21 protein-coding genes are annotated in these 21,568 nt (G+C 55.2%); 18 read left to right on the top strand and 3 right to left on the bottom strand.

What is annotated here, in order from left to right; genetic code table 11:
* Positions 1–51 precede the first annotated feature (51 nt).
* Positions 52–2,061, bottom strand: coding sequence for a transketolase (gene tkt / locus RGV86_RS06430; protein WP_000087340.1), 2,010 nt, complete (start codon positions 2,059–2,061; stop codon positions 52–54).
* 19 nt (positions 2,062–2,080) lie between these two features.
* Positions 2,081–3,031 (bottom strand): transaldolase, encoded by a 951-nt coding sequence (gene tal, locus RGV86_RS06425; RefSeq protein WP_001003728.1) that lies wholly within the window; start codon positions 3,029–3,031, stop codon positions 2,081–2,083.
* A 285-nt stretch (positions 3,032–3,316) separates the two neighbouring features.
* On the opposite strand from tal, the gene maeB reads away from it, so the two are divergent.
* From maeB to eutR, 18 genes are all read left to right on the top strand, one after another.
* Positions 3,317–5,596: an NADP-dependent oxaloacetate-decarboxylating malate dehydrogenase gene (maeB, locus tag RGV86_RS06420; RefSeq protein WP_085461006.1), complete on the top strand. Its 2,280-nt coding sequence runs from the start codon at positions 3,317–3,319 to the stop codon at positions 5,594–5,596.
* 290 nt (positions 5,597–5,886) lie between these two features.
* Complete coding sequence (gene eutS, locus RGV86_RS06415) at positions 5,887–6,222, top strand: ethanolamine utilization microcompartment protein EutS (RefSeq protein WP_000356956.1); 336 nt, start codon at positions 5,887–5,889, stop codon at positions 6,220–6,222.
* Positions 6,223–6,234: 12 nt separating this feature from the next.
* Positions 6,235–6,714 (top strand): ethanolamine utilization acetate kinase EutP, encoded by a 480-nt coding sequence (gene eutP / locus RGV86_RS06410; protein WP_000820741.1) that lies wholly within the window; start codon positions 6,235–6,237, stop codon positions 6,712–6,714.
* The gene (eutQ, locus tag RGV86_RS06405; protein ID WP_085461005.1) at positions 6,689–7,390 is read left to right on the top strand and encodes an ethanolamine utilization acetate kinase EutQ; all 702 of its coding nucleotides are present in this window, start codon (positions 6,689–6,691) and stop codon (positions 7,388–7,390) included. Before eutP ends, eutQ begins: the two co-directional genes overlap by 26 nt.
* Complete coding sequence (gene eutT, locus RGV86_RS06400) at positions 7,387–8,190, top strand: ethanolamine utilization cob(I)yrinic acid a,c-diamide adenosyltransferase EutT (RefSeq protein WP_085461004.1); 804 nt, start codon at positions 7,387–7,389, stop codon at positions 8,188–8,190. The genes eutQ and eutT overlap by 4 nt, the downstream gene beginning before the upstream one ends.
* Positions 8,187–9,203, top strand: a complete 1,017-nt coding sequence (gene pta, locus RGV86_RS06395) for a phosphate acetyltransferase (RefSeq protein WP_085461003.1) — start codon at positions 8,187–8,189, stop codon at positions 9,201–9,203. The genes eutT and pta overlap by 4 nt, the downstream gene beginning before the upstream one ends.
* A gap of 38 nt (positions 9,204–9,241) precedes the next feature.
* On the top strand, positions 9,242–9,535 hold the full coding sequence (gene eutM, locus RGV86_RS06390; protein WP_000387713.1) for an ethanolamine utilization microcompartment protein EutM: 294 nt from the start codon (positions 9,242–9,244) through the stop codon (positions 9,533–9,535).
* Positions 9,536–9,641: 106 nt separating this feature from the next.
* Complete coding sequence (gene eutN / locus RGV86_RS06385) at positions 9,642–9,929, top strand: ethanolamine utilization microcompartment protein EutN (RefSeq protein ID WP_000762200.1); 288 nt, start codon at positions 9,642–9,644, stop codon at positions 9,927–9,929.
* A gap of 11 nt (positions 9,930–9,940) precedes the next feature.
* Positions 9,941–11,344, top strand: coding sequence for an aldehyde dehydrogenase family protein (locus RGV86_RS06380; protein WP_001075654.1), 1,404 nt, complete (start codon positions 9,941–9,943; stop codon positions 11,342–11,344).
* Positions 11,345–11,354: 10 nt separating this feature from the next.
* Positions 11,355–12,191, top strand: a complete 837-nt coding sequence (gene eutJ / locus RGV86_RS06375) for an ethanolamine utilization protein EutJ (RefSeq protein ID WP_000929746.1) — start codon at positions 11,355–11,357, stop codon at positions 12,189–12,191.
* Positions 12,181–13,368: an ethanolamine utilization ethanol dehydrogenase EutG gene (eutG, locus tag RGV86_RS06370; protein WP_085461002.1), complete on the top strand. Its 1,188-nt coding sequence runs from the start codon at positions 12,181–12,183 to the stop codon at positions 13,366–13,368. Before eutJ ends, eutG begins: the two co-directional genes overlap by 11 nt.
* Positions 13,369–13,484: 116 nt before the next feature.
* Entirely contained in the window at positions 13,485–14,711 is a 1,227-nt protein-coding gene (gene eutH / locus RGV86_RS06365; RefSeq protein WP_000512384.1) for an ethanolamine utilization protein EutH, read from the top strand.
* Positions 14,708–16,111, top strand: coding sequence for an ethanolamine ammonia-lyase reactivating factor EutA (eutA, locus tag RGV86_RS06360; protein ID WP_085461001.1), 1,404 nt, complete (start codon positions 14,708–14,710; stop codon positions 16,109–16,111). The genes eutH and eutA overlap by 4 nt, the downstream gene beginning before the upstream one ends.
* 11 nt (positions 16,112–16,122) lie before the next feature.
* Positions 16,123–17,484, top strand: coding sequence for an ethanolamine ammonia-lyase subunit alpha (eutB, locus tag RGV86_RS06355; protein ID WP_000769998.1), 1,362 nt, complete (start codon positions 16,123–16,125; stop codon positions 17,482–17,484).
* A gap of 20 nt (positions 17,485–17,504) precedes the next feature.
* Complete coding sequence (gene eutC, locus RGV86_RS06350; protein ID WP_309508398.1) at positions 17,505–18,392, top strand: ethanolamine ammonia-lyase subunit beta; 888 nt, start codon at positions 17,505–17,507, stop codon at positions 18,390–18,392.
* A 9-nt stretch (positions 18,393–18,401) separates the two neighbouring features.
* Positions 18,402–19,061, top strand: a complete 660-nt coding sequence (gene eutL / locus RGV86_RS06345) for an ethanolamine utilization microcompartment protein EutL (RefSeq protein ID WP_001111028.1) — start codon at positions 18,402–18,404, stop codon at positions 19,059–19,061.
* A gap of 12 nt (positions 19,062–19,073) precedes the next feature.
* Positions 19,074–19,562: an ethanolamine utilization microcompartment protein EutK gene (eutK, locus tag RGV86_RS06340; RefSeq protein WP_010344606.1), complete on the top strand. Its 489-nt coding sequence runs from the start codon at positions 19,074–19,076 to the stop codon at positions 19,560–19,562.
* Positions 19,563–19,607: 45 nt separating this feature from the next.
* Positions 19,608–20,660 carry an HTH-type transcriptional regulator EutR gene (eutR, locus tag RGV86_RS06335; RefSeq protein ID WP_032225906.1) on the top strand — a complete coding sequence of 351 codons (1,053 nt, stop codon included), beginning with the start codon at positions 19,608–19,610 and terminating at the stop codon, positions 20,658–20,660.
* 5 nt (positions 20,661–20,665) lie between these two features.
* On the opposite strand, the gene hemF is transcribed toward eutR, so the two are convergent.
* The gene (gene hemF, locus RGV86_RS06330) at positions 20,666–21,565 is read right to left on the bottom strand and encodes an oxygen-dependent coproporphyrinogen oxidase (RefSeq protein WP_085461000.1); all 900 of its coding nucleotides are present in this window, start codon (positions 21,563–21,565) and stop codon (positions 20,666–20,668) included.
* Between the last annotated feature and the right edge of the window lie 3 nt (positions 21,566–21,568).

Below are 21,568 nucleotides of genomic sequence, written 5' to 3'. Positions count from 1 at the left end.
ATTGCCGGATAAGACGCGTCAGCGTCGCATCCGGCAATCAGCATCAGGCGATCAGCATCCGGCACCTTTCACTCCCAGCACCTTATGCGCTTTTGCCACAATATTCTCGGCGGTAAAGCCAAAGAACGGGAACAGCTTATCCGCCGGAGCAGATTCCCCATAACCTGTCATCCCGACAATTGCCCCTTTCAGACCAACATACTTGTACCAGTAATCGGCGATGCCTGCTTCCACCGCCACGCGAGCCGCAACGTTAGAAGGCAACACCGACTCCCGATATTCCTCATCCTGGGCGTCGAAAATATCGGTCGAGGGCAGGGAAACCACGCGAACATTGCGACCTTCTCCTGCTAATTTCTCCGCCGCTTGCAGGGTGATTTCCATCTCTGAACCGGTAGCAATCAAAATAATATCTGGCTTACCGCCGCTGTCTTTCAGCACATAACCGCCACGAGCAATCTCTTTTACCTGATCCGGCGTACGTTCCACCTGGGCCAGATTCTGCCTTGAGAGGATCAGCGCCGTCGGCCCGTTGTGGCGCTCAACCGCCAGCTTCCAGCCCACCGCTGCTTCCACCTGATCGCACGGTCGCCAGGTGCTGAAATTCGGGGTTAAGCGCAAACTGGCCAGTTGCTCAACCGCCTGGTGCGTCGGACCATCTTCCCCCAGACCAATCGAGTCATGGGTATAAACCATAATCTGCCGCGCTTTCATCAGCGCCGCCATACGTGCGGCGTTGCGGGCGTATTCAACAAACATCAGGAACGTCGCGGTATACGGTACAAATCCACCGTGGTGCGCGATGCCGTTGGCGATGGCGGTCATACCAAATTCACGCACTCCGTAGTGAATATAATTCCCTGCCAGATCTTCTTTCAGCGACACCGAACCTTTCCAGATGGTTAAGTTACTGGGAGCCAGATCCGCCGAACCGCCGAGCAGTTCCGGCAGCATGGGGCCGTAAGCGTTAAGCGTATTTTGCGACGCCTTACGGGTAGCGATTTTCGCCGGATTCGCCTGCAACTCATTGATATATTTCTGCGTCGTTTTCTCCCAGTCCTTCGGCAAACCTCCGCTCATCCGGCGGGTAAACTCCTCTGCCAGTTGCGGATGGGCTTTTTTATAAGCTGCAAACTTTTCATTCCAGCTCTGCTGCGCTTTTTCGCCTTTTTCGCGGGCATCCCAGGCGTGATAAATCTCTTTAGGGATCTCAAATGGCGGATGGTGCCAGCCCAGTTTTTGCCGTGCCAGCGCCACTTCTTCTTCCCCCAGTGGTGCGCCGTGCGCCTCTTCCTTACCCGCTTTATTAGGCGAACCGAAGCCAATCACCGTGCGGCAGATAATCAACGACGGCTTATCTTTCACGCTTTGCGCTTCGAGAATCGCTTCTTTCACCGCCTGCGGATCGTGACCGTCGATTTCATGGACAACATGCCAGTGATAGGCTTCAAAACGTTTTGCCGTATCGTCGGTAAACCAGCCTTCGGTTTCACCGTCGATGGAAATACCGTTGTGATCGTAAAAACCAATCAGCTTGCCTAGCCCCAGCGTGCCCGCCAGCGAACAGACTTCGTGAGAAATACCTTCCATCAGGCAGCCGTCGCCCATAAACACATAAGTGAAGTGATCGACAATTTCATGATCCGGCTGGTTAAACTGCGCCGCCAGCGTACGTTCTGCTATCGCCAGTCCAACCGCGTTCGCCAGCCCTTGCCCCAGCGGCCCTGTGGTGGTTTCAACGCCTGGCGTATAGCCAAGCTCAGGGTGTCCTGGGGTTTTCGAATGCAACTGACGGAAGTTCTTCAGCTCTTCCAGCGGCAGGTCGTAACCGGTCAGATGCAGCAAACTGTAGAGCAGCATCGAGGCATGACCGTTGGAGAGAATAAAGCGGTCGCGATCATACCAGGTTGGATCGGTGGGGTTATGTTTAAGAAAATCGTTCCACAGCACTTCGGCAATATCGGCCATGCCCATCGGCGCGCCGGGATGACCAGAATTGGCTTTTTGCACCGCATCCATACTGAGCGCGCGAATCGCATTGGCAAGGTCTTTTCGGGACATATAACACTCCGTGGCTGGTTTATAGTTTGGCGGCAAGAAGATCTTCCAGTTTGCGTTGATCGACGGCGAACAGGCGGATGCCTTCAGACAGTTTTTCTACCGCCATCGCATCCTGATTGTGCTCCCAACGGAACTCCGCTTCGCTCATGGGGGCAGGGCGTGGGAACGTCTGAGAAGGCGGGATCAATTTGCGGACGACTGGCGAGACTTTTTCCTGCAACTCTTTCAGCAAGTTCGGCGCGATAGTCAGACGATCGCAACCGGTTAAAGCGAGGATTTGCTCGGTACGGCGGAAACTTGCGCCCATCACAATGGTTTCATAGCGGTGCTGCTTGAAATAGTCGTAGATATTACGCACCGACTTAACGCCCGGATCTTCTTCCACCACATACGGATCCAGCGGCTTGCGCGCCTGATACCAGTCATAAATACGCCCGACAAATGGCGAAATCAGAAAAACGCCCGCTTCTGCACAGGCGCGTGCCTGAGCAAAGGAAAACAGCAGCGTCAGATTGCAATTAATGCCTTCTTTTTCCAGCTCTTCTGCCGCGCGGATCCCTTCCCAGGTTGAAGCTAGCTTGATCAGAATGCGTGATTTCTCAACGCCCTGCTGCTGGTACAAATCCACCAGATGACGCGCTTTCTCAATACTCTTTTCTTTATCAAAAGAGAGGCGTGCGTCAACTTCTGTCGATACACGACCGGGTACGATTTTGAGAATTTCTGTACCGAAATTGACCGCCAGCTTATCGCAGGCAGCTACCACTTGTTGTTCCTGCGTTTGACCATTTTTTTTACCCCAGGCGATAGCATCGTCTATTAAATGCTCATATTGTGATAATCCGGCAGCCTTGAGTAATAACGAAGGATTGGTGGTGGCATCCTGAGGATGATAATGGCGAATGGACTCAATATCGCCGCTGTCTGCCACGACAGTGGTGAACTGTTTGATGCCGTCTAACTCGTTCATAGGAAATACTCCTTGAAAAGTAAAGTGTTAGGTGAGTGCGTTAATTCACACTTCTGAGAAATTTTGCTAATCGCATCAAAAAAGCATAGCAGACAGGCATGGTATTGCCGGATTAAGCAGGTAACATCAGTGTTATAGGATTATTGCCAAAATATTATTTTTATGAGGAGAGTTTGGACTTGCTCAAAGTCTGAAAGCTCCGGCAAGGTAATAATGTGCGCCATGTTGTGGGCTGAGGCAGTTGCCCACGCATTTTTGTGAACGTTACGTGAAAGGAACAACCAAATGGATGACCAGTTAAAACAAAGTGCACTTGATTTCCATGAATTTCCAGTTCCAGGGAAAATCCAGGTTTCTCCCACTAAACCTCTGGCCACGCAGCGCGATCTGGCGCTGGCCTACTCACCTGGCGTCGCCGCGCCTTGTCTTGAAATCGAGAAAGATCCGTTAAAAGCCTACAAATATACTGCGCGCGGTAACCTGGTGGCGGTGATCTCCAACGGTACGGCGGTACTGGGGTTAGGCAACATTGGCGCGCTGGCAGGCAAACCAGTGATGGAAGGCAAGGGCGTTCTGTTTAAGAAATTCGCCGGGATTGATGTGTTTGACATTGAAGTTGATGAACTCGATCCGGACAAATTTATCGAAGTGGTCGCTGCGCTGGAACCGACCTTTGGCGGCATCAACCTCGAAGACATTAAAGCGCCAGAGTGCTTCTATATTGAGCAGAAACTGCGCCAGCGGATGAACATTCCGGTATTCCACGACGACCAGCACGGAACGGCAATCATCAGCACCGCCGCTATCCTTAACGGCTTGCGCGTGGTAGAGAAAAACATCTCCGACGTGCGGATGGTGGTTTCCGGCGCGGGGGCAGCCGCCATCGCCTGTATGAACCTGCTGGTGGCACTGGGGCTGCAAAAACATAACATCGTGGTTTGTGACTCGAAAGGCGTTATCTATCAGGGTCGAGAGCCGAACATGGCGGAAACCAAAGCCGCTTATGCGGTGGTGGATGACGGTAAACGTACTCTCGACGATGTAATTGAAGGCGCGGATATTTTCCTTGGCTGCTCCGGCCCGAAAGTGCTGACCCAGGAAATGGTGAAGAAAATGGCTCGCGCGCCGATGATCCTGGCGCTGGCGAATCCGGAACCGGAAATTCTGCCGCCGCTGGCGAAAGAAGTGCGTCCGGATGCCATCATCTGTACTGGTCGTTCTGACTATCCAAACCAGGTCAACAACGTGCTTTGCTTCCCGTTCATTTTCCGTGGCGCGCTGGACGTTGGTGCAACCGCTATTAATGAAGAGATGAAACTGGCGGCGGTACGTGCGATTGCTGAACTGGCTCATGCGGAACAGAGCGAAGTGGTTGCTTCTGCCTATGGCGATCAGGATCTGAGCTTTGGCCCGGAATACATCATTCCTAAACCGTTCGATCCGCGTCTGATCGTCAAGATCGCGCCAGCGGTGGCAAAAGCGGCAATGGAGTCCGGTGTGGCGACGCGTCCGATTGCTGATTTCGACGTCTACATCGACAAACTGACCGAGTTCGTTTACAAAACCAACCTGTTTATGAAGCCGATCTTCTCTCAGGCTCGCAAAGCGCCGAAGCGCGTTGTTCTGCCGGAAGGGGAAGAGGCGCGCGTTCTGCATGCCACTCAGGAACTGGTAACGCTGGGACTGGCGAAACCGATCCTTATCGGTCGTCCGAACGTGATCGAAATGCGCATTCAGAAACTGGGCTTGCAGATCAAAGCGGGTGTTGATTTTGAGATCGTCAATAACGAATCCGATCCGCGCTTTAAAGAGTACTGGACCGAATACTTCCAGATCATGAAGCGTCGTGGTGTCACCCAGGAGCAGGCGCAGCGTGCGCTGATCAGTAACCCGACAGTGATCGGCGCGATCATGGTTCAGCGTGGCGAAGCCGATGCAATGATTTGCGGTACGGTGGGTGATTACCATGAACACTTTAGCGTGGTAAAAAATGTCTTTGGTTATCGCGATGGCGTTCACACCGCAGGTGCCATGAACGCGCTGCTGCTGCCGAGTGGTAACACCTTTATTGCCGATACATACGTCAATGACGAACCAGACGCAGAAGAGCTGGCGGAGATCACCTTGATGGCGGCAGAAACTGTCCGTCGTTTTGGTATTGAGCCGCGTGTTGCCTTACTCTCGCACTCCAACTTTGGTTCTTCAAATTGCCCGTCGTCCAGCAAAATGCGTAAAGCCCTGGAACTGGTCAGGGAACGTGCGCCAGAACTGATGATTGATGGCGAAATGCACGGTGATGCGGCGCTGGTGGAAGCGATTCGCAACGATCGTATGCCGGACAGCTCTCTGAAAGGTTCCGCTAATATTCTGGTGATGCCGAATATGGAAGCCGCCCGCATTAGTTACAACTTACTACGCGTTTCCAGCTCGGAAGGTGTAACCGTTGGTCCGGTGCTGATGGGCGTGGCGAAACCGGTTCACGTATTAACGCCAATCGCGTCGGTACGTCGTATCGTCAACATGGTGGCGCTGGCCGTGGTTGAAGCGCAAACCCAGCCGCTGTAATTCTTTCTTAACTCTTACGCTTACCCTGAATATTCAGGGTAAGCGGTTTATCGCAATATATCAGAAGGGATTATTACTTGTTTTTCGAATAATAAAGCGCGCCATATAAAAATAAATCAATATCAATTTAATTATATTCATGTGCTGTACATGAAAATTTATGCATTAGATAAAATATCTCTCCATTCTTAGTGATCTACCTCACCTTTTAAACTCCCTTGCCGAATTTTGTTATTTACTCTGACAAAAAATTGTCACGATAGCGCCAGATTTTTCACAGGCGGCGACTCATGGATAAAGAACGCATCATTCAGGAATTTGTGCCCGGTAAACAGGTCACGCTGGCGCATTTAATTGCGCATCCCGGTGAGGAACTGGCGAAGAAAATCGGCGTTCCCGATGCTGGCGCAATCGGCATTATGACGCTAACTCCCGGTGAAACAGCGATGATCGCCGGCGATTTAGCACTGAAAGCCGCCGATGTGCATATCGGTTTTCTTGACCGTTTTAGCGGCGCGCTGGTGATTTATGGCTCGGTGGGCGCGGTAGAAGAAGCGTTATCACAAACCGTCAGCGGTTTAGGGCGCTTATTAAATTATACGCTTTGTGAAATGACCAAAAGTTAATGCGAGGCATTCATGAAACGAATTGCGTTTGTGGGTGCTGTCGGAGCAGGAAAGACAACGTTATTTAATGCGTTGCAAGGGGATTATACCCTCGCGCGAAAAACGCAGGCTGTGGAATTTAATAATAAGGGTGATATTGATACGCCAGGTGAATATTTTAGCCATCCCCGCTGGTATCACGCCTTAATTACCACGCTACAGGATGTGGACATGCTGATATATGTCCACGGCGCGAATGACCCGGAAAGCCGATTACCTGCCGGGTTGCTGGATATTGGCGTCACTAAACGGCAAATCGCCGTCATCAGTAAAACGGACATGCCGGATGCTGACGTCGCCGCAACGCGACAGTTATTGCGCGAGACTGGCTTTGAAGAGCCGATTTTCGAGCTAAACAGCCACGACCCGCAAAGCGTGCAGCAACTGGTGGATTATCTGGCATCTCTCACCGAACAGGAGGAAGCAGGTGAAAAAACTCATCACAGCGAATGATATTCGTGAAGCCCATGCGCGCGGCGAACAGGCAATGTCCGTGGTTCTACGTGCCAGCATTATTACTCCGGAAGCCCGTGAAGTGGCGGATCTACTGGGTTTTACCATCACCGAATGCGATGAATCGACTCCGGTAACGGCGTCCGTTCCTGCCAGCGCGCCTGCCGATAAAACCGAAAGTCAGCGCATTCGCGAAACCATCATCGCCCAACTGCCGGAAGGCCAGTTTACCGAAAGCCTGGTCGCGCAACTGATGGAAAAAGTGATGAAGGAAAAGCAGTCGCTGGAGCAGGGCGCAATGCAGTCGAGTTTTAAATCGGTGACCGGCAAAGGCGGCATCAAAGTTATCGATGGCGGCAGCGTGAAGTTTGGTCGTTTTGACGGCGCGGAGCCTCAATGCGTCGGGTTGACCGACCTGGTTACCGGAAATGACGGCAGCAGCATGGCTGCGGGTTTTATGCAGTGGGATAACGCCTTCTTCCCGTGGAAGCTGAACTACGACGAAATCGACATGGTACTGGAAGGTGAACTGCACGTTCGCCATGAAGGCGAAACCATGATCGCCAAAGCGGGCGACGTGATGTTTATCCCGAAGGGTTCCAGCATCGAATTTGGTACGACATCCAGCGTGAAATTCCTGTATGTCGCCTGGCCGGCTAACTGGCAATCCCTATGAAAGATTTCATCACCGAAGCATGGCTAAGAGCGAACCATACGCTTAGCGAAGGCGCAGAGATCCATCTCCCTGCGCACAGTCGCCTGACGCCCTCTGCCCGGGAGTTACTGGAAAGCCGCCATCTGCGCATCAAGTTTATTGACGAGCAGGGCAGCCTGTTTGTTGACGATGAACAGCAGCAGCCGCAGCGCGTTCACGGGCTGACCAGTAGCGATGAATATCCGCAGGCGTGCTGCGAACTCTGCCACCAGCCGGTGGCGAAAAAGCCAGACACGCTGACTCATCTGTCGGCGGAAAAAATGGTCGCTAAAAGCGATCCGCGCCTGGGTTTTCGCGCTGTTCTCGACAGCACCATTGCGCTGACAATGTGGCTGCAAATTGAACTGGCGGAACCGTGGCAGCCGTGGCTGGCGGACATCCGTTCGCGTCTTGGCAACATTATGCGCGCCGATGCGCTGGGAGAACCGCTGGGCTGCCAGGCGATTGTCGGGCTTTCAGACGAAGACCTGCATCGGCTTTCCCATCAGCCTCTGCGTTATCTCGATCACGATCATCTGGTGCCGGAAGCCAGCCACGGGCGCGATGCCGCGTTGCTCAATCTGCTACGCACCAAAGTGCGTGAAACCGAAACCGTAGCGGCGCAGGTGTTTATCACCCGCAGTTTTGAAGTATTACGCCCGGACATCTTGCAGGCGCTGAACCGCCTTTCCAGCACAGTTTACGTGATGATGATCCTGAGCGTGACGAAGCAGCCGCTAACGGTGACGCAGATCCAACAACGACTGGGAGAGACGCCATGATAATTGAACGTTGTCGTGAACTGGCGTTGCGAGCGCCCGCCAGAGTGATTTTTCCGGATGCGTTAGATCAACGTGTGCTGAAAGCCGCGCAATATTTACATCAACAAGGTCTGGCAACGCCCATTCTGGTCGCCAATCCGTTTGAACTTCGCCAGTTTGCGCTCAGTCACGGCGTGGCGATGGACGGGCTACAGGTGATTGATCCACACAGCAATCTTGCGATGCGGGAAGAATTTGCCCACCGCTGGCTTGCTCGCGCAGGCGATAAAACGCCGCCGGACGCGCTGGATAAACTCACCGATCCGCTGATGTTTGCCGCCGCAATGGTCAGCGCCGGTAAAGCGAATGTTTGCATTGCGGGCAACCTCTCTTCCACGGCGAATGTGTTACGCGCCGGATTACGCATTATTGGTTTGCAGCCGGGCTGTAAAACGCTCTCCTCCATTTTCCTGATGCTGCCGCAGTACAGCGGCTCCGCGTTGGGTTTTGCCGATTGCAGCGTGGTGCCACAGCCGACGGCGGCGCAACTGGCGGATATCGCGCTTGCCAGCGCCGACACCTGGCGCGCTATCACCGGAGAAGAACCGCGCGTGGCGATGCTGTCGTTTTCCAGCAACGGCAGCGCCCGTCACCCCTGCGTTGCTAACGTTCAGCAGGCGACCGAAATCGTCCGTGAACGCGCGCCACAGCTTGTGGTGGATGGAGAATTACAGTTTGACGCCGCCTTCGTGCCGGATGTCGCGGCGCAAAAAGCGCCTGCCAGCCCGCTACAGGGCAAAGCGAATGTAATGGTTTTTCCGTCGCTGGAGGCAGGAAATATTGGCTACAAAATCGCACAACGACTTGGCGGATATCGTGCCGTCGGACCGTTGATACAAGGGCTTGCCGCGCCGATGCACGATCTCTCTCGTGGCTGTAGCGTACAGGAAATTATCGAACTGGCGCTGGTGGCAGCCGTACCGCGTCAGACAGAAGTGAACCGCGAAAGCAGTTTACAAACACTGGTTGAATGAACGGTCCCGTTCTGGACCCCTATAAAGAGGAAAACACAATGGAAGCATTAGGAATGATCGAAACCCGGGGCCTGGTTGCACTGATTGAGGCTTCTGACGCGATGGTAAAAGCTGCGCGCGTCAAACTGGTTGGTGTTAAGCAGATTGGCGGCGGCCTGTGTACTGCGATGGTTCGCGGTGATGTTGCTGCCTGTAAAGCGGCGACCGATGCCGGTGCCGCAGCGGCACAGCGTATCGGCGAGCTAGTATCTGTCCACGTTATTCCGCGTCCGCACGGCGACCTGGAAGAAGTGTTCCCGATCGGCCTGAAAGGCGACAGCAGTAACCTGTAATCACCCTGTGTGACGTCGATTCGGGCGTCACGCTCTCTCCTTTTTCTATTTACCTTCTGCGGAGGGTAGGGGGAGCTTTTACCTGAAATACGCCACGGAGGCGGGTATGAAACTGGCAGTCGTCACTGGACAAATTGTTTGTACCGTACGCCATCACGGACTGGCGCATGACAAATTGCTGATGGTGGAAATGATTGATTCACAGGGAAACCCTGACGGGCAGTGTGCCGTTGCCATCGACAACATTGGCGCAGGAACCGGGGAGTGGGTGTTGCTGGTGAGTGGCAGTTCCGCCCGCCAGGCGCATAAAAGCGAAACGTCACCGGTCGATCTGTGCGTGATTGGCATCGTCGATGAGGTGGTCTCTGGCGGTCAGGTAATTTTCCACAAATAAGGCAGAACATCATGAATCAACAGGATATTGAACAGGTGGTGAAAGCGGTACTGCTGAAAATGCAAAGCAGTGACATGCCGCCCGCCGTCGTTCATGAGATGGGCGTTTTCGCTTCCCTGGATGACGCCGTTGCGGCAGCCAAAATTGCTCAGCAAGGGTTAAAAAGCGTGGCAATGCGCCAGTTAGCTATTGCTGCCATTCGTGAAGCAGGCGAAAAACACGCCAGAGATTTAGCGGAACTTGCCGTCAGTGAAACCGGCATGGGGCGCGTGGAAGATAAATTTGCCAAAAACGTCGCTCAGGCGCGCGGTACGCCGGGCGTTGAGTGTCTCTCTGCGCAGGTGCTGACCGGCGACAACGGCCTGACCCTAATTGAAAACGCGCCCTGGGGCGTGGTGGCTTCGGTGACGCCGTCCACTAACCCGGCGGCAACCGTAATTAATAACGCCATCAGCCTGATTGCGGCGGGCAACAGCGTCATTTTTGCCCCGCATCCGGCGGCGAAAAAAGTCTCCCAGCGGGCGATTACGCTGCTCAACCAGGCGATTGTTGCCGCAGGCGGGCCGGAAAACTTACTGGTGACCGTGGCAAATCCGGATATCGAAACCGCGCAACGCTTGTTCAAGTTTCCGGGCATCGGCCTTTTGGTGGTGACCGGCGGCGAAGCAGTGGTGGAAGCGGCGCGTAAACACACCAATAAACGTCTGATAGCCGCAGGTGCAGGCAACCCGCCGGTAGTGGTGGATGAAACCGCCGACCTTGCCCGTGCCGCTCAGTCCATTGTCAAAGGCGCTTCTTTCGATAACAACATTATTTGTGCCGATGAAAAGGTACTGATTGTCGTCGATAGCGTAGCCGATGAACTGATGCGTCTGATGGAAGGCCAGAACGCGGTGAAACTGACCGCAGAGCAGGCGCAGCAGTTGCAACCGGTGTTGCTGAAAAATATCGACGAACGCGGAAAGGGCACAGTCAGCCGCGACTGGGTAGGTCGCGATGCGGCGAAAATCGCGGCGGCAATCGGTCTGAACGTGCCGCAAGAAACGCGCTTGCTGTTTGTAGAAACCACCGCAGAACATCCGTTTGCCGTGACCGAACTGATGATGCCGGTACTGCCGGTGGTGCGCGTCGCCAATGTGGCGGATGCCATTGCGCTGGCGGTGAAACTGGAAGGCGGTTGCCACCATACGGCGGCAATGCACTCGCGCAATATCGAAAACATGAACCAGATGGCGAACGCCATTGATACCAGCATTTTCGTTAAGAACGGACCGTGCATTGCCGGGCTGGGTCTGGGCGGGGAAGGCTGGACCACCATGACCATCACCACGCCAACCGGTGAAGGGGTAACCAGCGCACGGACGTTTGTCCGTCTGCGTCGCTGTGTATTAGTCGATGCGTTTCGCATTGTTTAAGGAGTAACCGATGGCGCACGACGAACAATGGCTCACCCCGCGTCTGCAAACGGCGGCAACGCTGTGTAACCAGACGCCTGGCGCGACGGAGTCTCCGCTGTGGCTGGGGGTGGATCTGGGCACCTGCGATGTGGTGTCGATGGTTGTCGACCGCGAAGGTCAGCCGGTGGCGGTATGCCTCGACTGGGCCGATGTGGTCCGCGACGGCATCGTCTGGGATTTCTTCGGCGCAGTCACCATTGTTCGTCGCCATCTCGACACCCTTGAGCAGCAATTCGGTCGCCGTTTTAGCCATGCGGCGACGTCATTTCCCCCAGGTACGGATGCGCGTATTTCCATCAACGTACTGGAATCTGCCGGACTGGAAGTCAGCCATGTGCTGGATGAGCCAACCGCAGTCGCGGATCTACTGCAACTGGATAACGCAGGCGTAGTGGATATCGGCGGCGGCACCACCGGTATTGCCATCGTGAAACAGGGCAAAGTGACCTACTCGGCGGATGAAGCCACCGGCGGACATCACATTTCTCTGACGCTCGCCGGAAATCGTCGTATTCCGCTGGAAGAGGCGGAGCAGTACAAGCGCGGTCACGGTGAAGAGATTTGGCCAGTGGTGAAACCGGTGTACGAAAAAATGGCGGACATTGTCGCGCGGCATATCGCAGGGCAGGGCATTACTGATTTATGGCTGGCAGGCGGCTCCTGTATGCAACCGGGCGTGGCGGAGCTGTTTCGCAAACAATTCCCGACATTACAGGTGCATTTACCGCAGCACAGTCTGTTTATGACCCCGCTGGCGATTGCCAGTAGCGGGCGAGAGAAAGCGGAGGGGATCTATGCAAAATGAATTGCAGACCGCGCTCTTTCAGGCATTCGATGCCCTGAATCTGCAACGGGTAAAAACATTTAGCGTTCCACCGGTGACGCTTTGCGGCTCTGGTGCGGTGAGCAGTTGCGGACAGCAGGCGCAAACGCGCGGGTTGAAACATCTGTTCGTGATGACAGACAGCTTGTTGCATCAGGCGGGGATGACCGCCGGGCTGACGCGTAGCCTGGCGGTAAAAGGTATCGCCATGACGCTCTGGCCATGTCCGGTGGGCGAACCGTGCATTACCGACGTGTGTGCGGCTGTGGCGCAACTGCGTGAATCGGGTTGCGATGGGGTGATTGCGTTTGGCGGTGGATCGGTGCTCGATGCGGCGAAAGCCGTGGCGTTGCTGGTGACGAACCCCGATAGCACGCTGGCAGAGATGTCAGAAACCCGCGTTCTGCAACCGCGCCTGCCGCTGATTGCCATTCCAACTACCGCCGGAACCGGCTCTGAAACCACTAACGTAACGGTGATTATCGACGCTGTGAGCGGGCGCAAGCAGGTGTTAGCACATGCCTCGCTGATGCCGGATGTGGCGATTCTCGATGCCGCGCTGACCGAAGGCGTGCCGTCGCATGTCACGGCGATGACCGGCATCGATGCGTTAACCCATGCCATTGAAGCGTATAGCGCACTGAAAGCCACACCGTTTACCGATAGCCTGGCGATTGGCGCCATTGCGATGATTGGTAAATCGCTGCCGAAAGCGGTGGGCTACGGTCATGACCTTGCCGCGCGCGAAAGTATGTTGCTCGCATCATGCATGGCGGGAATGGCGTTTTCCAGTGCGGGGCTTGGGTTATGCCACGCGATGGCGCATCAGCCGGGCGCGGCGCTGCATATTCCGCACGGTCTGGTGAATGCCATGCTGCTGCCAACGGTGATGGAGTTTAACCGGATGGTATGCCGCGAACGTTTTAGCCAGGTAGGCAGGGCGCTGCGAACTAAAAAATCCGACGAGCGTGATGCTATTAACGCGGTTAGTGAGCTGATTGCGGAAGTTGGGATTGGTAAACGACTGGGCGATGTTGGTGCGACATCTGCGCATTACGGCGCATGGGCGCAGGCCGCACTGGAAGATATTTGTCTGCGCAGTAATCCGCGTACCGCCAGCCTGGAACAGATTGTCGGTCTGTACGCAGCAGCACAATAAATGCCGGATGCGACGCTTTCCGCGTCTTATCCGACCTACAGGATTGCACATGTAGGGCGGATAAGGCGTTTACGCCGCATCCGCCAATAAATAACAACTAACAGGGAGTAAAGGCGATGGGAATTAACGAAATCATCATGTACATCATGATGTTCTTTATGCTGATAGCGGCCGTAGACAGGATCTTGTCGCAGTTCGGCGGTTCTGCACGTTTCCTCGGTAAATTCGGTAAAAGTATTGAAGGATCGGGCGGGCAGTTCGAAGAAGGCTTTATGGCGATGGGCGCACTGGGCCTGGCGATGGTCGGTATGACCGCGCTGGCACCGGTACTGGCGCATGTACTTGGGCCGGTAATCATCCCCGTTTATGAAATGCTCGGCGCAAACCCTTCCATGTTCGCCGGAACACTGCTGGCGTGCGATATGGGCGGCTTCTTCCTCGCCAAAGAGCTGGCGGGCGGTGACGTAGCAGCGTGGCTATACTCTGGGTTAATTCTCGGATCGATGATGGGGCCAACGATTGTGTTTTCCATTCCGGTGGCGCTCGGCATTATCGAACCTTCTGACCGTCGTTATCTGGCGCTCGGCGTACTGGCGGGCATTGTGACCATTCCGATTGGCTGTATTGCCGGTGGCCTGGTGGCAATGTACTCCGGCGTACAGATCAACGGCCAGCCGGTGGAGTTCACCTTCGCCCTGATTCTGATGAACATGATCCCGGTGCTTATCGTTGCGGTGCTGGTGGCGCTGGGGCTGAAGTTCATCCCGGAAAAAATGATCAACGGCTTCCAGATCTTCGCCAAATTCCTCGTTGCATTAATCACCCTCGGTCTTGCTGCTGCGGTGGTGAAATTCCTGCTTGGTTGGGAACTGATCCCCGGTCTTGATCCCATCTTTATGGCGCCTGGCGATAAACCTGGTGAAGTGATGCGCGCGATTGAGGTTATCGGTTCGATCTCCTGCGTCCTGCTTGGCGCGTATCCGATGGTACTGCTGCTGACCCGCTGGTTTGAAAAACCGCTGATGAGCGTCGGTAAAGTGCTGAATATGAACAATATCGCGGCAGCAGGCATGGTGGCGACGCTTGCCAACAATATCCCGATGTTCGGCATGATGAAGCAGATGGATACTCGCGGCAAAGTCATCAACTGTGCCTTCGCCGTTTCCGCAGCCTTCGCCCTGGGCGACCATTTAGGCTTCGCGGCTGCCAACATGAACGCCATGATCTTCCCGATGATTGTTGGCAAGCTGATCGGCGGCGTCACGGCGATTGGCGTGGCGATGATGCTGGTGCCAAAAGAAGACGCGGCAACGGCTAAAAACGCAGCGGAGGCGCAATCGTGAGCACTCGCCAGCTACTGAGCGTCGGTATTGATATCGGCACCACCACCACTCAGGTGATCTTCTCCCATCTGGAACTGGTTAACCGTGCGGCGGTGTCGCAGGTGCCGCGCTACGAATTTATCAAACGCGAAATTAGCTGGCAAAGCCCGGTGTTCTTTACCCCTGTCGATAAACAGGGCGGGCTAAAAGAAGCGGAACTGAAATCCTTAATCCTCGAGCAATATCAGGCCGCAGGCATCGCGCCGGAAAGCGTTGATTCCGGCGCCATCATCATCACCGGCGAAAGCGCGAAAACCCGCAATGCCCGTCCGGCGGTGATGGCGCTCTCCCGGTCGCTGGGCGATTTTGTCGTCGCCAGCGCCGGACCGCATCTCGAATCCGTGATTGCAGGCCACGGCGCCGGGGCGCAAACCCTTTCTGAACAACGGTTATGTCGGGTACTGAATATTGACATCGGCGGTGGCACCGCGAACTACGCCCTGTTCGATGCCGGAAAAATCAGCGGGACTGCCTGCCTCAACGTCGGCGGTCGCCTGCTGGAAACCGACAGCCAGGGGCGCGTGGTTTACGCCCATAAACCGGGGCAGATGATTGTGGATGAGTGCTTCGGCGCAGGCACCGATGCCCGTTCACTGACCGGTGCGCAACTGGTGCAGGTCACCCGGCGGATGGCGGCGCTGATTGTCGAAGTGATTGACGGTACGCTCTCGCCGCTCGCGCAGGCATTGATGCAAACCGGTTTGCTGCCCGCAGGCGCTACGCCGGAAATCATTACGCTCTCCGGCGGGGTTGGCGAATGTTATCGCCACCAGCCCGCTGACCCGTTCTGTTTTGCCGATATTGGCCCGTTGCTGGCAACGGCGCTGCATGAGCATCCGCGCCTGCGTGAAATGAACGTGCAGTTTCCGGCGCAAACCGTGCGCGCCACGGTGATTGGCGCGGGCGCGCATACCCTTTCGCTCTCGGGCAGCACTATCTGGCTGGAGGGCGTACAACTGCCGCTGCGCAATTTGCCAGTGGCGATCCCAATTGATGAAACGGATCTGGTGAATGGCTGGCAACAGGCGCTGATTCAGCTTGATCTATGCCCCAAAACTGACGCGTACGTGCTGGCGCTTCCCGCCGGGCTTCCGGTGCGTTACGCCTCGGTACTGACGGTCATCAACGCGCTGGTCGATTTCGTCGCGCGTTTTCCGAATCCGCATCCCCTGCTGGTGGTAGCCGGGCAGGACTTTGGTAAAGCTCTGGGCATGTTATTGCGCCCACAGCTACAACAACTCCCGTTGGCAGTCATTGACGAAGTGATTGTTCGCGCGGGGGACTATATCGACATTGGTACGCCTCTTTTTGGCGGATCGGTTGTGCCGGTGACGGTGAAATCACTCGCATTTCCTTCCTGAGGGAACGACTTATGAAACTAAAGACCACATTGTTCGGCAATGTATATCAGTTTAAGGATGTAAAAGAGGTGCTGGCTAAAGCCAACGAACTGCGTTCGGGGGATGTGCTGGCGGGCGTTGCAGCGGCAAGCTCGCAGGAGCGCGTGGCGGCAAAGCAGGTGTTGTCGGAAATGACGGTGGCGGATATCCGCAATAATCCGGTGATTTCTTATGAAGAGGACTGCGTAACGCGGCTGATTCAGGACGACGTTAACGAAACGGCCTACAACCAGATTAAAAACTGGAGCATCAGCGAACTGCGCGAGTATGTGCTGAGCGACGAAACCAGCGTGGATGACATTGCCTTTACCCGCAAAGGGCTGACCTCGGAAGTGGTCGCGGCGGTGGCGAAGATTTGTTCCAACGCGGATCTCATCTACGGCGCGAAGAAAATGCCGGTGATCAAAAAGGCCAATACCACCATCGGTATCCCAGGCACTTTCAGCGCCCGTTTGCAGCCAAATGATACCCGTGACGACGTGCAAAGTATTGCCGCACAAATCTACGAAGGGCTTTCTTTCGGCGTGGGCGATGCGGTGATTGGCGTTAACCCGGTGACTGATGACGTGGAAAACTTAAGCCGCGTGCTGGACACCATTTACGGTGTTATCGACAAATTCAACATTCCAACTCAGGGCTGCGTGCTGGCGCATGTCACCACCCAGATCGAAGCGATCCGTCGCGGCGCGCCGGGCGGCCTGATTTTCCAGAGTATTTGCGGCAGTGAAAAAGGGCTGAAAGAGTTTGGCGTGGAGCTGGCGATGCTTGACGAAGCCCGCGCAGTGGGCGCGGAGTTCAACCGTATTGCCGGGGAAAACTGCCTCTACTTCGAAACCGGGCAAGGTTCTGCGCTCTCCGCTGGCGCTAATTTCGGCGCTGACCAGGTGACGATGGAAGCGCGAAACTACGGGCTGGCGCGCCATTACGACCCGTTTATCGTCAACACCGTGGTCGGTTTTATTGGGCCGGAGTATCTCTACAATGACCGGCAGATTATCCGCGCGGGCTTAGAAGATCACTTTATGGGCAAGCTGAGCGGCATCTCTATGGGCTGTGACTGCTGCTACACCAACCACGCTGACGCTGACCAGAACCTCAACGAAAACCTGATGATCCTGCTTGCTACCGCAGGCTGCAACTACATCATGGGGATGCCGCTGGGCGATGACATCATGCTCAACTATCAGACCACCGCCTTCCATGACACCGCCACAGTGCGTCAGTTACTCAACCTGCGTCCGTCACCGGAGTTTGAACGCTGGCTGGAAAGCATGGGCATTATGGCAAACGGTCGCCTGACCAAACGGGCGGGCGATCCGTCACTGTTCTTCTGATGACGCGGAGATAACACATCATGGATCAAAAACAGATTGAAGAAATTGTACGCAGCGTGATGGCGTCAATGGGGCAGGCGGATGCCGCGCCAGCGGAAACCAAATGCGCCACCACATCGTGCGCTGCGCCGGTGACCTCTGAAAGTTGCGCGCTGGATTTAGGTTCCGCTGAAGCGAAGGCATGGATTGGCGTGGAAAATCCGCATCGCGCAGACGTATTAACAGAACTGCGTCGCAGCACCGTGGCTCGCGTTTGTACCGGTCGTGCCGGCCCGCGTCCGCGTACTCAGGCGTTGCTGCGTTTCCTGGCCGATCACTCTCGTTCGAAAGATACCGTACTGAAAGAAGTGCCGGAAGAGTGGGTGAAAGCGCAGGGTTTGCTGGAAGTACGTTCTGAAATCAGTGACAAAAATCTCTACCTGACTCGCCCGGACATGGGGCGTCGCCTGTGTGCGGAAGCTGTTGAAGCCTTGAAAGCACAGTGCGTTGCCAATCCGGACGTACAGGTCGTTGTCTCCAATGGTTTGTCAACTGATGCCATCACCGTCAACTATGAAGAGATCCTGCCGCCGCTGATGGCAGGTCTGCAACAGGCGGGGCTGAAAGTCGGTACGCCGTTCTTTGTGCGTTATGGTCGCGTGAAAATTGAAGACCAGATTGGCGAACTTCTCGGCGCGAAAGTGGTTGTCCTGCTGGTGGGTGAACGTCCGGGGTTAGGGCAGTCGGAAAGTCTCTCCTGCTACGCTGTTTACTCGCCGCGTATGGCGACCACCGTTGAGGCCGATCGCACCTGCATCTCTAACATTCACCAGGGCGGTACACCGCCGGTTGAAGCCGCAGCCGTCATTGTGGATTTGGCGAAACGTATGCTGGAGCAGAAAGCATCCGGCATCAACATGACCCGATAAGGAGGCATCATGCCAGCTTTAGATTTGATTCGACCGTCGGTCACCGCCATGCGGGTGATTGCCTCCGTTAACGCTGATTTTGCGCGTGAACTGAAATTACCGCCGCATATTCGTAGTCTCGGGCTGATTTCTGCTGATTCCGATGACGTCACCTACATTGCGGCTGACGAAGCGACCAAACAGGCGATGGTCGAAGTGGTGTATGGCCGCTCGCTGTATGCCGGAGCGGCGCACGGACCGTCACCGACTGCCGGTGAAGTGCTGATTATGCTCGGCGGGCCAAACCCGGCGGAAGTGCGTGCCGGCCTGGATGCGATGGTTGCGCATATTGAAAATGGTGCGGCGTTCCAGTGGGCGAACGATAAGCAAGACACCGCATTTCTCGCGCATGTGGTTTCGCGTACCGGTTCTTATCTCTCATCAACCGCCGGGATCACGCTTGGCGATCCGCTGGCGTATCTGGTGGCGCCGCCGCTGGAAGCGACCTATGGCATTGATGCGGCGTTGAAATCGGCTGACGTGCAACTGGTGACCTATGTACCGCCACCGTCAGAAACCAACTATTCAGCGGCATTTTTAACCGGTAGCCAGGCAGCGTGTAAAGCGGCCTGCAACGCCTTTACCGATGCAGTGCTGGAAATCGCGCGTAATCCAATCCAGCGTGCGTAACGGAGGTTGCCGATGATCAATGCACTGGGATTGCTGGAAGTGGACGGCATGGTCGCCGCGATAGATGCGGCAGATGCCATGCTGAAAGCGGCTAACGTGCGTCTGCTCAGTCACGAAGTGCTTGACCCAGGTCGATTAACGCTGGTGGTGGAAGGCGATCTGGCGGCGTGTCGTGCGGCGCTGGACGCAGGTTGTGCCGCCGCGATGCGTACCGGGCGTGTCATCAGCCGTAAGGAGATTGGTCGGCCTGATGATGACACCCAGTGGCTGGTTACTGGCTTTAATCGCCAACCGAAGCAACCTGACGCGTCCGCTATTGCCGTGGGATCTGCTGATGAGTTGTTGGCGCTGTTAACATCAGTACGTCAGGGAATGACGGCAGGAGAAGTGGCTGCCCACTTTGGCTGGCCGCTGGAAAAAGCCAGAAATGCGCTCGAACAGCTCTTTTCTGCCGGGACGTTACGTAAACGCAGTAGTCGTTATCGTCTCAAGCCCCATTAACCTGTTGGAGGTGCCGGGTGTCATACAACACCCGGCATTAACATCATGAAAAAGACCCGTACAGCCAATTTGCACCATCTTTATCATGAACCCTTACCCGAAAACCTGAAGCTCACGCCGAAGGTCGAAGTGGATAATGTTCATCAACGACAGACAACGGATGTCTATGAACATGCCTTGACGATTACCGCCTGGCAGCAGATTTACGATCAGCTCCATCCGGGCAAGTTTCATGGTGAATTTACGGAAATCCTGCTCGATGATATTCAGGTTTTCCGTGAATACACCGGTCTGGCGCTGCGTCAGTCGTGCCTGGTCTGGCCGAACTCGTTCTGGTTTGGCATTCCGGCGACACGAGGTGAACAGGGATTTATCGGTTCGCAATGTCTGGGAAGCGCAGAAATTGCCACGCGCCCTGGTGGAACCGAGTTTGAATTAAGTACGCCGGACGATTACACGATCCTTGGCGTAGTGCTTTCTGAAGACGTCATTACCCGGCAGGCTAACTTTTTGCATAATCCGGATCGGGTATTACATATGCTGCGTAGCCAGTCGGCGCTGGAAGTGAAAGAGCAGCATAAAGCCGCTCTGTGGGGCTTTGTCCAACAGGCGCTGGCGACGTTTTGCGAGAACCCGGAAAATCTTCATCAGCCTGCTGTGCGTAAAGTGCTGGGGGATAATTTGCTAATGGCGATGGGGGCGATGCTGGAAGAAGCGCAGCCGATGATGACGGCGGAAAGCATCAGTCATCAGAGTTACCGTCGATTGCTTTCCCGCGCCCGTGAATATGTGCTGGAAAACATGTCCGAACCGGTGACGGTGCTGGACTTGTGTAATCAACTGCATGTCAGTCGCCGCACGTTACAAAACGCGTTTCACGCTATTTTAGGCATTGGCCCGAACGCGTGGTTGAAACGTATTCGTCTGAACGCCGTGCGACGCGAACTGATAAGCCCGTGGTCGCAAAGCACAACGGTAAAAGACGCCGCCATGCAATGGGGATTCTGGCATCTGGGGCAATTCGCCACGGATTACCAGCAACTGTTTGCCGAGAAGCCGTCACTGACGCTGCATCAGCGGATGCGGGAGTTGGGGTGAGGGAGTTACACCCAATCCCTGACCTGAATAAACTCACTCAACGCCGCTTCCGGACTGCCATCTTCTGGCTGATAATCATACTCCCAGCGAACCAGTGGCGGCATTGACATCAGGATTGATTCAGTGCGCCCGCCGGTTTGCAAACCAAACAGCGTGCCGCGATCCCAGACCAGGTTGAATTCGACATAACGACCGCGACGGTAGAGCTGGAAATTACGCTCGCGCTCGCCGTATTCCATCGCTTTACGTCGTTCTACAATTGGTAAATAAGCGTCGGTGTAGCCTTTGCCTACCGCCTGCATAAAGGCAAAACAGTGGTCGAAATCTGGCGTGTTCAGATCATCAAAGAACAGCCCGCCAATACCGCGCTGTTCGTTGCGATGTTTGAGGTAGAAGTATTCGTCGCACCACTTTTTATAACGTGGATAAACGTCTTCGCCAAACGGCTGGCACAGGTCACGGGCGGTGCGGTGCCAGTGAATGGCGTCTTCTTCAAAGCCATAGAAGGGGGTTAAGTCGAAGCCACCGCCAAACCACCAGACGGGTTCGGCACCCGGTTTTTCGGCAATAAAAAAGCGCACATTCGCGTGGCTGGTGGGAACATACGGATTATGCGGATGCACTACCAGTGAAACGCCCATCGCCTCGAAACTGCGCCCGGCAAGTTCCGGGCGATGAGCGGTGGCGGAAGACGGCATTGCATCGCCGTGGACGTGTGAAAAGTTGACGCCTGCCTGTTCGAAAACACCACCATTACGCAACACCCGGCTACGTCCGCCGCCGCCAGCGTCGCGCTGCCAGCTATCTTCGACAAACTCTGCGCCATCGACGGCGCTCAGTTGCTGGCAAATTGTGTCCTGAAGGTTGAGCAGGAACTGTTTAACCTGGTGTGCGTCGGGCTTCATAAC

Origin of the sequence: Escherichia ruysiae (assembly GCF_031323975.1) — a bacterium.
Taxonomy (GTDB): domain Bacteria; phylum Pseudomonadota; class Gammaproteobacteria; order Enterobacterales; family Enterobacteriaceae; genus Escherichia; species Escherichia ruysiae.
Note: the sequence above shows the minus strand (reverse complement) of the source record. Positions and strands in the feature narration are given on the sequence as shown.